Genomic DNA, 13689 nt, shown 5'->3' on the forward strand with positions numbered 1-13689 from the left:
ATGTCAGGCAGCGCGATCGTCCCTCCACCAGCGGTACGTGGCGGCGATCCCGTCCCGCAGCGGGATCGCCGGCTTCCAGCCGAGCGCGGAGAGGCGGGAGATGTCCAGCAGCTTGCGCGGGGTGCCGTCGGGCTTGGAGGTGTCCCAGGCGATGGCACCCTCGTAGCCGGTGACCTCCCGTACGATCTCGGCCAGTTCACGGATCGTCAGGTCGGCGCCACAACCGATGTTGACCGGCTCCTCGCCGTCGTAGCAGCGCAGCAGCACCGCGCACGCGGCGGCGAGGTCGTCGACGTGCAGGAACTCCCGGCGCGGGCTGCCGGAGCCCCACAGCACCACCTCGGGGGCGCCGTCGCGGCGCGCCTCGTGGAAACGGCGGATGAGCGCGGGCAGCACGTGCGAGGTCTCGAGGTCGAAGTTGTCCCCGGGGCCGTACAGGTTGGTGGGCATCGCGGACACGAACGAGGCGCCGTACTGCCGCCGGTAGGACTGCACCTGGACGATGCCGGCGATCTTGGCGAGTGCGTACGCCTGGTTGGTCGGCTCCAGCGGGCCGGTGAGCAGTGCGTCCTCGTGGATCGGCTGCGGCGCGTGCTTCGGGTAGATGCACGAGGAGCCGAGGAAGAGCAGCCGGCCCACCCCGGCCGCGTGCGCCCCGGCGATCACGCTCAGCTGGATGCGCAGGTTGTCCTCGAGGAACTGCACCGGGTAGGTGCTGTTGGCCATGATGCCGCCGACCTTGGCGGCCGCCAGCACCACCGCGTCGGGCCGCTGCTCCTTCAGGAACGCCTCGGTGCGCGCCGCGTCACGCAGATCGAGTTCCCCGCGGCCACGGGTGATCACCTCGTGCCCGTCGGCGGCGAGCCGTCGGGTCAACGCCGATCCGACCAGGCCACGGTGGCCCGCGACGAAGATCCGGGCGCGGTCGGGCAGCAGTGCGTTCGCTTCGCTCATGGAAGCGGATTCTGCCAGCAGGGTTCGCCCCACCGGGGGTGATTCCAAACATCAGTACGCAAAAGAAACATAACCGACCCAAGGGGGGAGATCGCATGGGCAAGAGTGCCCTGATCACCGGTGTGACCGGCCAGGACGGCTCCTATCTGGCGGAGCTGCTGCTGGGCAAGGGGTACACCGTGCACGGCCTCGTCAGGCGGTCGTCCAGCTTCAACACCGAGCGGATCGACCACATCTACCAGGGGCCGCAGGAGGCGAACCGCTCCTTCGTGCTCCACCACGCCGACCTCTCCGACGGCGTGGCCCTGGTGAACCTCCTGCGCGACCTGCGGCCCGACGAGGTCTACAACCTGGGCGCCCAGTCCCATGTCCGCGTGTCCTTCGACGCCCCGCTCTACACCGGGGACGTCACCGGGCTCGGCTCGATGCGGCTGCTGGAAGCGGTACGGGCCAGTGGGGTGGAGACCCGGATCTACCAGGCCTCCTCCTCCGAGATGTTCGGCGCCGCCCCGCCGCCGCAGAACGAGCGGACGCCCTTCCACCCCCGCAGCCCGTACGGCTGCGCCAAGGTCTACGGCTACTGGGCGACGGTCAACTACCGCGAGGCGTACGACATGTTCGCGGTCAACGGCATCCTGTTCAACCACGAGTCCCCGCGCCGCGGTGAGACCTTCGTGACCCGCAAGATCACCCGCGCCGTCGCCCGCATCAAGGCCGGTCTGCAGGACCGGCTCTACCTGGGCAACCTCGACGCCGTCCGCGACTGGGGCTACGCCCCGGAGTACGTCGACGCGATGTGGCGGATGCTGCAGCGCGACGAGCCGGACGACTATGTGGTCGCCACCGGCGAGGCGGCCACCGTGCGGCAGTTCGTGGAGACCGCCTTCGGGCACGTGGGCCTCGACTGGGCGGAGTACGTCCGCTACGACCCCAAGTACGAGCGTCCCAGCGAGGTCGACGCTCTGATCGGCGACGCCAGCAAGGCGGAGGAACTGCTCGGCTGGAAACCCTCCGTGCGGGTCGAGGAACTGGCCCGGATCATGGTCGACGCCGACCGCAAGCAGGTCGAGGACCAGCTCGCCGGCGTGACCGTGCGCATCGACCGCTGAACCCGTCTGGGGCCGCGTCGCGTCGATCCCCGGCGTCATCCAGCCAAGCCATGAGTGCACACAATTTCGTCAAACTTTCACGCGAGAAGCTTTACGGGCCCCTACGCTGCCGACCACAGGTGGGCGATCGGGCCGCTTGTGTACGAGACGGCCTTGGGGGGCACATGCGAAGACTTGGGGCGATGACCGCCGCCGGGACACTGGTGGCCGGCACTCTGGCGGGGTTGGGGGTGGTCGCGGCTCCGGCGGCGACCGCGCTCACCCCGCCGGTCGCGATGACCGCGGACGAACTGCCGACCTGGCAGACCAACGGCATCGTCTGGGCGATGGCCCAGTCGGAAGGGGTCGTCTTCGCGGGCGGGACCTTCTCCACCGTCCGTCCGCCCGGCAGCGCGGCGGGCAGCAACGAGCAGTCCGCGGTGAACTTCGCGGCGTTCGACGCCGCCACCGGCGCACCGGCCGACTGCCACCTGTCGTTCACGATCGGCCCGGGCAGCACGGCCACCGTGCGCGCCCTGGCCGTCTCACCGGACGGCGACACGCTGTACGCGGGTGGCTACTTCAGCTCCGTCAACGGCGTCCAGGTCAACAGCCTGGCCGCCATCGACATCGCGAGCTGCACGCCGATCGCGTCCTTCCACCCGGCGGTCTCCGCGACCGTGCGGGCGCTGGACGTGACGGCGGACACCGTCTACATGGGCGGTGACTTCACCAGCGTCGCCGGGCAGTCCCGGCGGTACTTCGCGGCACTGTCCACCGCGGGGGCGCTGACGGCCTGGGACCCGCAGGGCGACAAGCCGGGGCGGGCCGTCCAGGTCGCCCGGGACGGCTCCCACGTGATGATCGGCGGCGACTTCGACACCATCGGCGGGGGCGACTCGCACGCCCTGGCCGTCGTCGACTCCGGCACGGGCGCGCTGACGAAGGCGTACCCGATGGGCTTCTTCCCAGCGACCTCCGTCGTCAAGGACGTCACGGACGACGCGACGGGACTGTACGTCGCCAACGAGGGCACCGGCGGCGGTGTCTTCGACGGCCGGACCGCCTTCGACCTGAGCGACTTCGACCAGCGCTGGCGCGACACCTGCCTCGGCGCCACCCAGTCGCTCGCGGTCTACCAGACGGTGCTCTACAGCGGTTCGCACGCGCACGACTGCAGCAGCATGGGCGAGTTCCCCAACCAACGGCGCAAGCACCTGCTGGCGCAGTCGGTGGACGACCCCAAGCTGCTCGGCTGGTTCCCGGACACCAACGACGGCCTCGGCGAGAGCATCGGCCCGCGCGTGATGTCCGTGTCGTCCGCGGGCGGCAAGGACTACCTGTGGGTGGGCGGTGAGTTCACCACCGTCGAGGGCACGCCGCAGCAGGGCCTGACCCGCTTCTCCAACGGTCCCGACACCGGCAACCCGAGCACGCCGGAGGCGAGCGCGGCGAGCCTGGCGGCCGGCCAGGTGAAGGTGAGCTGGCAGGCGAGCCTGGACAAGGACGACAGCGCGCTGACGTACAAGGTCTACCGGGACGGCGTGGCCACTCCCGTGTACACCACCTCCGGCAGCTCGCTGCCCTGGGTACGGCCGCAGCTCAGCTTCACCGACACCGGGCTGACCGTGGGCTCGACCCACAGCTACCGGGTCACCGCGAGTGACGGCACCAACACCAGTCCGCTGTCCTCGACCGCCACGGTCACCGTGGCCGGCGGCAGCAACAGCTACGCCTCGGCGGTGCTCTCCGACGGCGCGAACCTGTACTGGCGCTACGACGAGAGCGGCGGCACCTTCGCCGCCGACGCCTCTTCGTCGGACGACAACGGCGACTACGTCGGCGGGCCGTCGTACCGGCAGAGCCCGGGGGCGGTCAGCGGTTCCAGCACGGCGGTCGGCTTCAACGGCTCGGACCAGTGGGTCCACAGCGACCGCAGCCACCCGCGCCCGGCCACCTTCAGCGTGGAGTCGTGGTTCAAGACCACCACGACCTCGGGCGGCAAGATCGTCGGCTTCGGGAACACCACCAACGGCACCAGCAGCCAGTACGACAAGCACGTCTACATGACCAACGACGGCCGGCTGGTCTTCGGCGTCTACACCGGCGCCACCAACACCATCACGACCGGCGCCGCCTACAACAACGGCGCCTGGCACCACGTGGTGGCCACCCAGGGCGCCGACGGCATGAAGATGTACGTCGACGGCACCCTCGCCGGCACCCACCCGCAGACCTCCAACGAGAACTACACCGGCTACTGGCGGGCGGGCGGCGACAACCTCAACGGCTGGCCGAACCAGCCGTCCAGCGGCTACTTCAACGGGCAGATCGACGAGACCGCCGTCTACCCGTCCGTGCTGACGGCCGCCCAGGTCGGCAACCACTACGCCCTGGCGAGCGCCCCGGCCGACACCGTCTCCACGCTCACCCCGGCCGAGGACACCTACGTCAACGCCGGAGCACCGTCGGCCAACTACGGCACCTCGGGCTCACTGGCCGTCCGCGGCAGCTCCGCTTACCTGACGTACCTGCGCTTCAGCCTGCCGCCGGCCCCGGCCGGCCAGACCCTGAAGAGCGCCGTGCTGCGGGTCATGACCAGCAGCGACCCGGCGGCGGGCACCAACGACACCGTCTCCGTCGTGCCCGTCACGGGCGCGTGGACGGAGACCGGGGTCACCTACGGCAGCCGTCCGGCGCTCTCCTCGACCGTCCTGGGCACGCTGAGCGGTGCGACGACGAGCTCGACGTCGTTCACGGTGCCGCTGGACGTCTCCTCGCTCACCGGCTCGCTGGGCGGCTCCTACAGCCTGGCGCTGACCAGCACCGGCACGGACGCGATGTGGCTGTGGTCGCGGCAGGCCGCGTCCTCCGCGAACGGGCCGCGGCTCGTGCTCACCTTCGGCTCCTGACCAGGTGACGGAGGGGCCCGGCCGAGTCCCGGCCGGGCCCCTCCTCACTCCTCGCCGCCCCGGGGCGCGGCCGGTGCGGACGATCCCGTCGGCGGCAGCTCTCCGGCGAACACGATCATCTGGTCGATCCTGCCGTTCCGCAGGTGCACCACGTCCGTCCCCGTGAGCTCCCGCTCGCCCTCCGCGGTGCGGAAGGCCCACTGATAGCGCGCCCATTCCCCGGGCATGTCCACCGCCGAGGAACGCGCCATGGCGCCGGGCCCGGCCGGGTGCCCGCGCATCTCGATGATGAAACGCTCCACGGCCGCGACCCCCTCGCTGCGCCCCAGCGGACCCCAGAAGACGACATCCGGGGTGAGCGCGCGCGACAGCAGCGCGGGGACGTACCCGTCGTGGGAGGCGTTGAACGCGGCGATGAAGGTGTCGATGGCCTCCTGGCCCGCTGCTTCCTGCATCCTCCTGTCCTATCAGAGGGTGCCCGTACGCCGCGGGAGAGGCGGTGCGCCGGCCCTCGCCGGAGCCCCGTCCCCTCGTGCCGCCCCCACCCGAGCCCGGAGTTTAGGCCGAAGTCTCCTCCCAGCCGCCCGAGACCGCGTACGCTGCCGGGCAGGGCGGTTCGTTTCCGCACCGCCGGGGGCGGCGAGGGCTGGGGGGCTCATGCGCACTTGGGGAAGACTGTCCGCTGCGCTGGTACTGACGGCGGCCTCACTGGCCGGCGCGGGGGTCGCGGCGGCGCCGACCGCCGGGGCGCTGACCCCGCCCGTGGCCATCACCGCGGACCCGCTGCCGACCTGGCAGACCAACGGCGTGGTGTGGGCGATGGCCCACCAGGGGGGCACGGTCTTCGCCGGCGGCACCTTCTCGGCCATCAGGTCCTCCGGGTCCGGCAGCACCACGCAGCCCGCCGTCAACTTCGCGGCGTTCAACGCCGCCACCGGCGCTCCCACCGGCTGTCGGCTCTCCTTCACCATCAGCTCCGGCACCGCGACGGTACGCGCCCTGGAGGTCTCACCGGACGGGCGGACGCTCTACGCGGGCGGCTGGTTCAACGCCGTCAACGGAGTGACGGTCAGCAGCCTCGCCGCCATCGACATCGCGAGCTGCACGCCGATCGCCTCCTTCCGGCCCTCCTTCTCGGCCACCGTGCGGGCCATCGACGTCACCGACGACACCCTCTACGTGGGCGGCGACTTCACCTCCGTGGCCGGACAGTCCCGGCCGCGGTTCGCCGCGCTGTCGACGGCCGGAGCGCTGCGCGCCTGGAACCCGAACGCCGACAAGCCCGGGCGGGCGGTCCAGCTCACCCCGGACGGCGCCCACGCCGTGATCGGCGGCGACTTCGACACCGTCAGGGGCACCGCGTCCCACGCCCTGGCCGTGGTCGACACCGGCACGGGGGCGCTGACCCGGGCGTACCCGGGCGGCTTCATCCCGCCGACCTCGGTCGTCAAGGACCTGACGGCGGACGCCACGGGGGTCTTCACCGCCAACGAGGGCACCGGCGGCGGCGTCTTCGACGGCCGCATCGCCCTCGACATCAGCACCTTCAACCAGCGCTGGCGGGACACCTGCCTCGGCGCGACCCAGTCCGTGCAGGTCTACAAGACCGTGCTGTACAGCGGCTCACACGCGCACGACTGCAGCAGCATGGGCGGCTACCCGAACCAGCGGCGCAAGCACCTGCTCGCCGAGTCCGTCGGCAACCCGACCCTGCTGCCGTGGTTCCCGGACACCAACGACGGCATCGGCGAGGGACTGGGCCCGCGGGTGATGACGGTGGCCTCCTCCGGAGGCACCGACTACCTCTGGGTCGGCGGTGAGTTCACCACCGTCGCCGGGGCCGCCCAGCAGGGCCTGACCCGCTTCGCCTCCGGCCCGGACACCGGGGCTCCGAGCGTGCCCGAGGTGAACGTGGCCAGCATCCGGCCGGGCCAGGTCACCGTGCGCTGGCGGACCAGCCTCGATCTGGACGACGGCCCGCTGACCTACCGCGTCTACCGCAGCGGCTCCACCACGCCGATCCGCACCACCACCGGCTCCTCGCTGCCGTGGGTGCGCCCGCAGCTGGCCTTCACCGACACCTCGGTCACGGCGGGCACGACGTACTCGTACCGGGTCACCGCGAGCGACGGGACCAACACCAGCGCACTGTCCCCCGCCCGGTCGGTGACCGCCGCTTCGGCCACCCAGGCCTACCCGGCCCGGGTGCTCGCCGACGGCGCGAAACTGTACTGGCGCTACGACGAGGCCTCCGGCCAGTTCGGCGCCGACTCCTCGCCCGGCAACGACAACGCGGTCTACCTCAACGGACCGCTGTACCGGCGGACCCCCGGCGCCGTGCCCGGCAGCACCGCCATGGGTTTCAACGGCACCAACGACTACGCCTACAGCGACGCCCGGCACAACCGCCCCTCGGCCTACAGTGTCGAGACCTGGTTCCGGACCACGACCACGGCCGGCGGCAAGCTCATCGGCTTCGGCGACCGCAACGTCGACAACAACCTCAGCAGCAACTACGACAAGCACATCTACATGACGAACAACGGGCGCCTGGCCTTCGGGGTCTACGTCAGCGGCACCCACACCATCACCACGCGGGGCACCTACAACAACGGCCGGTGGCACCATGTCGTCGCCACCCAGGGCAGCGGCGGTATGCGGCTGTACGTCGACGGCGCCCTCGTCGGCACCAACACCACGACCACCAGCCAGAACCACGTGGGCTACTGGCGGATCGGCGGTGACAACCTCAGCGGCTGGCCGAACCGTCCCACCAGCAACTACTTCGCCGGGCAGCTGGACGAGACCGCGGTCTACCCGCTGGTGCTGACCGCCTCCCAGGTCGCCGGCCACCACACGCTGGGCGCCGGGTGAGGCGGCACGGCGCCGGGCACCAAGGCCAGGGTCGCCGTCTCGCAGGACGCGTACGACACCGCATGGGCGGCGTCGGCCGGCCACGGCACCTCGGGACCGCCCGCGGTGCGCGGCACGCTCACCGGGGCCACGGCGGCCCGGAGCACGTACGAGACGGCGCTGAACGCCGACACGCTGGCCGGGGCCCCGGGCGGCTCCTACGCGCTCGCGCTCACCAGCACGGGCAGCGACGCGCTGTGGCTGTGGTCGAGCGAGGCGGCGGGAGCGGGCAACCATCCCGTGCTCGTACTGACCTTCGGCGCACCTTAGTGCTCACATTTTCTTCAAACACCGTCCATCAGCCGTATGTCAGCCCATACCCTGCGGTGCACGGGCGGCCAAGTGGGACGCTCGGGGGCATTGGGGCCTTGGGGGGCACATGCGCAAGCTCAGATCCATATCCGCTGCCTTGACCATGGCGGCGGGCTCCTTGGCGGCGGGAGCGATCGCGCCGCAGCCGGCGGTGGCCCTGACGCCACCGGTGGCGATGACGGCCGACAGCCTGCCGACCTGGCAGACCAACGGCATCGTCTTCGCCATGGCGCAGGCGAACGGCACCGTCTTCACCGGCGGCACCTTCTCCTCGGTCCGTCCGTCCGGAGAGGCGGCGGGCGGACCGAACGAACGGGCGGCGGTCAACTTCGCCGCCTTCGACGCGGCCACCGGCGCACCCACCGACTGCAGCCTGTCCTTCACCGTCGGCTCCGGCACGGCGACCGTGCGGGCGCTGGCGGTGTCGCCGGACGGGGCCACGCTGTACGCGGGCGGCTTCTTCGGCGCGGTCAACGGCACCCCGGTCAGCAGCCTCGCAGCGATCGACATCGCCACCTGCACCGTCAGGACGAACTTCGCCGTCGCGGTCAACGCCACCGTCCGGGCGCTGGCCGTCACCGGCGACACCGTCTACCTGGGCGGTGACTTCGGCTCCGTCGACGGCCGGCCGCACGCCAACTTCGCCGCCGTCACCACCTCCGGCGAGGTCACCTCCTTCACCGCCGACGGCGACGCGCCGGGCCGCGCGCTGGAGATCACCCCGGACGGGGCGAACGTCGTCCTCGGCGGCGACTTCGACCACGTCAACGGCACGGCCTCGCACGCCCTGGCCGTGGTCGACGCGACGACCGGCGCCGTGGTGAAGGGATACGGATCCACCTTCATCCCGTCGACGTCGGTCGTCAAGGACCTCACGACCGACGCCACCGGCGTCTACACCGGCAACGAGGGCACCGGCGGCGGCGTCTTCGACGGCCGCATCGCGCTCAACCTCGACGACTTCAACCAGCGCTGGCGCGACACCTGCCTCGGCGCGACCCAGTCGGTCGAGGTGTACAAGTCCGTGCTGTACAGCGGCTCGCACGCGCACGACTGCAGCAGCATGGGCGAGTACCCGAACCAGCGGCGCAAGCACCTGCTCGCGGAGTCCGTCGACAACCCCGCGAAGCTGGGCTGGTTCCCCGACACCAACGACGGCCTGGGCGAGGGGATCGGCCCGCGCGTCATGTCCGTCTCCTCCTCCGGTGGCACCGACTACCTCTGGGTCGGCGGCGAGTTCACCACCGTCAACGGGGTCGCCCAGCAGGGGCTGACCCGCTTCTCCTCGGGCCCGGACACCGGCGTGCCTACCACCCCGAACGTCAACGCCTCCAGCGTCACCCCGGGCTCGGTCAAGGTCCGCATCCAGACCAGCCTGGACCTGGACGACAGCTCGCTGACCTACCGCGTGTACAAGAACGGCGGCACCACGCCCGTGTACACCACGACCGCCTCCTCGCTGCCGTGGGTGCGGCCGCAGCTGACCTGGACCGACACCGACGTGACGGCCGGCGCCACCTACACCTACCGGGTCACCGCGAGCGACGGCACCAACACCACCGTCAAGTCGCCGACCCAGACGGTCACGGCGGCGACCGTGCCCGAGGCCTACCCGACCCAGGTCCTCGCCGACGGGGCCACGCTGTACTGGCGCTACAACGAGACCGCCAACACCTTCGTCGCCGACAGCTCGCCGGCCGACGACGGCGGCAACCACGTCGGCGGCCCGACCCGTGGCGTGAGCCCGGGCGCGATCGCCGGCTCCGGCAGCACCGCCGTGACCTACAACGGCACCACGCAGTGGTCGTACAGCGACGCCAAGCACAACCGGCCGTCCGCCTACAGCATCGAGACCTGGTTCCGGACGACCACCACCACCGGCGGCAAGATCATCGGCTTCGGCGACCGGACGACCGAGGCGAGCGCCACCACCGACAAGCACGTCTACATGACCAACGCCGGCCGCCTGATCTTCGGCGTGCGCAGCGGCAGCAACCGCACCGTCACCACCCTCGGGGCCTACAACGACGGCGAGTGGCACCACGTCGTCGCCACGCAGGGCTCCAGCGGGATGCGGCTGTACGTCGACGGCTCGCTGCAGGCGTCGAACCCCTTGATCACCGGCGGCAACGACTACGTGGGCTACTGGCACGTCGGAGGCGACAACCTCTCCGGCTGGACCAGCCGCCCGTCGAGCAACTACTTCGCCGGGAGCATCGACGAGACCGCGATCTACCCGAGCGTGCTGTCCGCCTCGCAGATCGCCCAGCACTACGACCTGGGGAAGAACGGATGAACCACCCGCCCCGCCGGGTCGCCACCGCCGCCGCCGTCCTGCTGACGGCGGCGGCGGTGCTGCTCACCGGCTGTTCCAGCGGCTCCGACGGCAAGGGCACCGCCGCCAAGAACGCGCCCGCGCCCTCCGCCTCCGCCTCCGTACCGGCCCCGGACCCGGGCTCGGACTCGGCGGAACCGACCGCCCCCACCGACCCCGCCTCCGACGCAGTCCCGAGCGGGCCGAAGGTCCCCGAGGCGGAACTGACCCCGGTGACCGGCTCCTTCACCAAGAAGGAGAAGGCCTACCTGTCCGGGCGGGTGCCCAGGGGCACCGACCCCGCGGCCGTGCTCCAGCTCGGCCAGGAGACCTGTGACCGCATCGCGCGCGTCGCCGAGGTCGACAAGGACGCCGCCATCGGCGGCATCATCACCGGGCAGATCGGCGGCGCCAAGGGCGCCGTCACCCACCTGTGCCCGGACCAGGAGGACATCCTGGCGGCCGCCGCGACCGGCTTCGCCGACGGCTCCTACACCGTGGGCACCAAGGCGAAGGCGGGCAGCGTCGTCGTGCCCGGCACCTACCGCGCCCTGACCCCCACCAAGGACTGCACCTGGACGGCCGGCACGAAGACCGGCACGGCCCACAAGGTCACGATCACCGCGGGCACGAGGACCTTCGACTCGCGCGGCTGCTTCGCCTGGGCACGGGAGGGCCGGTGAACGAACTCGTGAGCAGGCTCCCCGTCGTGGTGGCGATCCCGACCAAGAACGAGGCGGAGAACATCGCCACCACGGTCGGCTCGGTCATCGACCACTTCGAGGCGGTGGTGGTCGTCGACTCCGGCAGCACCGACGACACCCGCGCCATCGCCGAGTCGCTGGGCGCCCAGGTCGTCCCCTACACCTGGGACGGCAAGTACCCCAAGAAGAAGCAGTGGTGCCTGGACAACGTCCACCCGGACATCCCCTGGCTGCTGTTCCTGGACGGGGACGAGGTGCCCACGCCGGAGCTGATCGCCGAGCTCCGCGAGCTCTTCGCGCGGCAGCCGGTCCTGCCCGCGGCCTTCGACATCCCGCTGCTGTACTGGTTCGCCGGGCGGCCGCTGCGGCGCGGCTACACCGTCGTCAAGCGGTCGCTGCTGGACCGCACCCGGGTGTCGTACCCGGAGGTCGACGACCTGGGCGCACCCGGCATGGGCGAGCAGGAGGGCCATTACCAGCCGCGTGCGGACGGACCCGTCGGGAGGCTCAAGGGGCGCATCGAGCACCGCGACCTGGACCCGCTACGCACCTGGTTCGAGCGGCACAACCGCTACTCGGACTGGGAGGCCTGGCTGGAGCACCACCCGGGGGCGAAGGAGCAGGTACGCGGGCTGAAGACCCGGCAGGGCAGGCTCTTCCAGAGGGTGCCGTTCAAGCCGCTGCTCTTCTTCGGTTACACCTACCTGGCCCGGCGCGGCTTCCTCGACGGCCGCGCCGGCTTCGACTACGCCCTCGCGCTCAGCTTCTACCGCTGGCAGATCGGGCTGAAGACGCGGGAGAACGTTCCTTCATAGCCGTCTCGTAGACGCCTTGAAGGACGTCGAGCGCGGCGTCGAGCGACAGCTCGTCCCGGATGAGGCGCCAGGCGGCCCGCGAGGCCGCCTGGTTCGCCTCGGGCTCCAGCAGTTCCAGGACGGCCTTCCCGACGTCCTCGGGCCGCCACACGACCCGTCCGGCGCCCGCCCGCTCGATGTCGGGCGCGAGGCCGTTGGACTCCCGCACGACCACGGGCGTGCCCACCGACATCGACTCCAGCAGCGACATCGCGAACGGCTCGTCCACGGACGGCAGGACGTAGACGTCTGCGGCGCGGAAGGCCTCCAGCGCCTCGGCGTGGCTGAGCGGTCCGACGTGCCTGACGGCGTTCTCGACTCCCAGCGCGCGGACGGTCTCCAGGGTGCCGGACAGCTCGCCCGAGTCCGGGCCGGCCAGGACGAACCGGGCGTCCGGGTACCGTCTCAGGATCTCCGGGATCGCGGCCGCGAAGACCTTGGGGCGCTTGCGGGCCTGGAAGCGGGCCAGGTAGAGCACGGTGGGCGGGCCGCTGCGGACCCTCGGCTGGTGCAGCGCGGTGCCGTTGGGCAGCCGTACCGGACGGGCCAGGTTGCCCGCGCCCACGACGGCCTCCAGGTCGGTGCGTTCCCACTCGGTCAGGTGCAGCACGGCGTCGGCGCGGCGCAGCAGCCGCTTGGTGGCGAGCGCGTCGAGCACCTTGGCCAGCGGCTTGTCGCTGGGGTCGACCATCCCGTGCGTCTGCAGCACCAGCGGCCGCCCGCACCGCAGCGCGGCCACGGCGACCGGCAGGGTGATCAGGTCGCGCATCAGGTGGACGTGGACGACGTCCGCCGAGCGCACCAGCCGCCGGGCGCCCGCGAGCAGGGACGGTGAGGTGATCCCGGAGACCTCGAAGCGCGGCAGCACGTGCCGGGCCCGGAAGATTCGCGCGGGCACGCCCTCCACCTCGCCGGGCAGCTCGCCCTCGGGAAAGCCGTCGCCCAGGGTGACCAGTTCGGCGTCGACGCCGCGGCCGCGCAGCCCACGGGCGAGGTTGAGGGCGACCCGGGTCGGGCCGCCGAAGGCGTTGGTCGGCGTGTGCAGGGTGACGACGTGCAGCACCTTCACGACTGTGGCTCCTTGAGCGTCCGGATACCGTCGGCGGCGTGCAGGGTGAGCTCGGGCAGGTCCTTCGACAGGACCGTGCCGGCGCCGACGATGGCGTGGCGGCCCACCGTCACCCCGGCGAGCACGATGGCGCGGGCGGCGACCCAGGCGCCGTCCTCCACCGTGATCGGCGCGTTGCGGTAGCGGAAGTCGACGGTGCGGTGGTCGTGGCTGCCGGTGCACAGCAGCGCCTCCTGGGAGACGCAGACGTCGGTGCCGATGGTGATGGGCTCCAGGTTGAGCAGCCAGGCACCCTCGCCGATCCACGTGCGGTCCCCGACGGTCAGCTTCCAGGGCCACAGCACCCGGACCCGGTGCCGGATCAGCACGCCCTCGCCGATGGTGGCGCCGAAGGCCCGCAGGATCGCCACCCGCAGCCGCGCCGGGCAGAACCAGGCGGAGAACACGGTGTTCATCACCGCGAACCACAGTGCCTGGACGGCCTTGCCCCGTCCCTTGTCGTACCCGGCCAGTGTGAAGGCCGACAGATCACGTGCCGTCACGGACGCACCCCCAAGAACCCCCGCCCC

The 13689-nt window shown here is 71.5% G+C and carries 11 protein-coding genes; 7 read left to right on the forward strand and 4 right to left on the reverse strand.

The genetic code is table 11. The features are described from left to right. Window positions 1-3 precede the first annotated feature (3 nt). Complete coding sequence (locus AC3EUJ_RS12475; RefSeq protein ID WP_431961178.1) at window positions 4-954, reverse strand: GDP-L-fucose synthase family protein; 951 nt, start codon at window positions 952-954, stop codon at window positions 4-6. 95 nt (window positions 955-1049) lie between these two features. On the opposite strand from AC3EUJ_RS12475, the gene gmd reads away from it, so the two are divergent. After that, window positions 1050-2063, forward strand: a complete 1014-nt coding sequence (gene gmd, locus AC3EUJ_RS12480; protein ID WP_431961179.1) for a GDP-mannose 4,6-dehydratase — start codon at window positions 1050-1052, stop codon at window positions 2061-2063. Between the two features lie 182 nt (window positions 2064-2245). Further along, entirely contained in the window at window positions 2246-4954 is a 2709-nt protein-coding gene (locus AC3EUJ_RS12485; protein ID WP_431961180.1) for a CBM96 family carbohydrate-binding protein, read from the forward strand. A gap of 44 nt (window positions 4955-4998) precedes the next feature. On the opposite strand, the gene AC3EUJ_RS12490 is transcribed toward AC3EUJ_RS12485, so the two are convergent. Then, window positions 4999-5409, reverse strand: coding sequence for a nuclear transport factor 2 family protein (locus AC3EUJ_RS12490; RefSeq protein ID WP_431961181.1), 411 nt, complete (start codon window positions 5407-5409; stop codon window positions 4999-5001). A gap of 202 nt (window positions 5410-5611) precedes the next feature. Here AC3EUJ_RS12490 and AC3EUJ_RS12495 point away from each other — a divergent pair, with 202 nt between their 5' ends. The 5 genes from AC3EUJ_RS12495 to AC3EUJ_RS12515 all read left to right on the forward strand — a co-directional run bounded on the left by AC3EUJ_RS12495 (window position 5612) and on the right by AC3EUJ_RS12515 (window position 12012). Further along, window positions 5612-7828 (forward strand): LamG-like jellyroll fold domain-containing protein, encoded by a 2217-nt coding sequence (locus AC3EUJ_RS12495; protein WP_431961182.1) that lies wholly within the window; start codon window positions 5612-5614, stop codon window positions 7826-7828. 105 nt (window positions 7829-7933) lie between these two features. Next, a complete protein-coding gene (locus tag AC3EUJ_RS12500; RefSeq protein WP_431961183.1) occupies window positions 7934-8137 on the forward strand; it encodes a hypothetical protein in 204 nt (67 codons plus the stop codon). A gap of 109 nt (window positions 8138-8246) precedes the next feature. Continuing rightward, complete coding sequence (locus AC3EUJ_RS12505) at window positions 8247-10475, forward strand: LamG domain-containing protein (protein ID WP_431961184.1); 2229 nt, start codon at window positions 8247-8249, stop codon at window positions 10473-10475. Next, entirely contained in the window at window positions 10472-11176 is a 705-nt protein-coding gene (locus AC3EUJ_RS12510) for a hypothetical protein (protein WP_431961186.1), read from the forward strand. Before AC3EUJ_RS12505 ends, AC3EUJ_RS12510 begins: the two co-directional genes overlap by 4 nt. Beyond that, window positions 11173-12012 (forward strand): glycosyltransferase family 2 protein, encoded by an 840-nt coding sequence (locus tag AC3EUJ_RS12515; protein WP_431961187.1) that lies wholly within the window; start codon window positions 11173-11175, stop codon window positions 12010-12012. The genes AC3EUJ_RS12510 and AC3EUJ_RS12515 overlap by 4 nt, the downstream gene beginning before the upstream one ends. Here the strand turns inward: AC3EUJ_RS12515 and AC3EUJ_RS12520 are convergent. Together AC3EUJ_RS12520 and AC3EUJ_RS12525 are read right to left on the reverse strand one after the other, a co-directional pair. Beyond that, window positions 11957-13120, reverse strand: coding sequence for a glycosyltransferase (locus AC3EUJ_RS12520; protein WP_431961188.1), 1164 nt, complete (start codon window positions 13118-13120; stop codon window positions 11957-11959). The genes AC3EUJ_RS12515 and AC3EUJ_RS12520 overlap by 56 nt on opposite strands. Next, window positions 13117-13662: a WcaF family extracellular polysaccharide biosynthesis acetyltransferase gene (locus tag AC3EUJ_RS12525; protein WP_431961189.1), complete on the reverse strand. Its 546-nt coding sequence runs from the start codon at window positions 13660-13662 to the stop codon at window positions 13117-13119. The genes AC3EUJ_RS12520 and AC3EUJ_RS12525 overlap by 4 nt, the downstream gene beginning before the upstream one ends. Window positions 13663-13689 lie beyond the last annotated feature (27 nt).

Source organism: Actinacidiphila sp. bgisy160 (genome assembly GCF_057707815.1).

Excerpts from the sequence above, each read along its gene's own strand:
- AC3EUJ_RS12490 (WP_431961181.1), bottom strand. The coding sequence starts at position 5,409 with ATGCAGGAAGCAGCGGGCCAGGAGGCCATCGACACCTTCATCGCCGCG.
- AC3EUJ_RS12505 (WP_431961184.1), top strand. The coding sequence starts at position 8,247 with ATGCGCAAGCTCAGATCCATATCCGCTGCCTTGACCATGGCGGCGGGC.
- gmd (WP_431961179.1), top strand. The coding sequence starts at position 1,050 with ATGGGCAAGAGTGCCCTGATCACCGGTGTGACCGGCCAGGACGGCTCC.
- AC3EUJ_RS12475 (WP_431961178.1), bottom strand. The coding sequence starts at position 954 with ATGAGCGAAGCGAACGCACTGCTGCCCGACCGCGCCCGGATCTTCGTC.
- AC3EUJ_RS12510 (WP_431961186.1), top strand. The coding sequence starts at position 10,472 with ATGAACCACCCGCCCCGCCGGGTCGCCACCGCCGCCGCCGTCCTGCTG.
- AC3EUJ_RS12495 (WP_431961182.1), top strand. The coding sequence starts at position 5,612 with ATGCGCACTTGGGGAAGACTGTCCGCTGCGCTGGTACTGACGGCGGCC.
- AC3EUJ_RS12485 (WP_431961180.1), top strand. The coding sequence starts at position 2,246 with ATGACCGCCGCCGGGACACTGGTGGCCGGCACTCTGGCGGGGTTGGGG.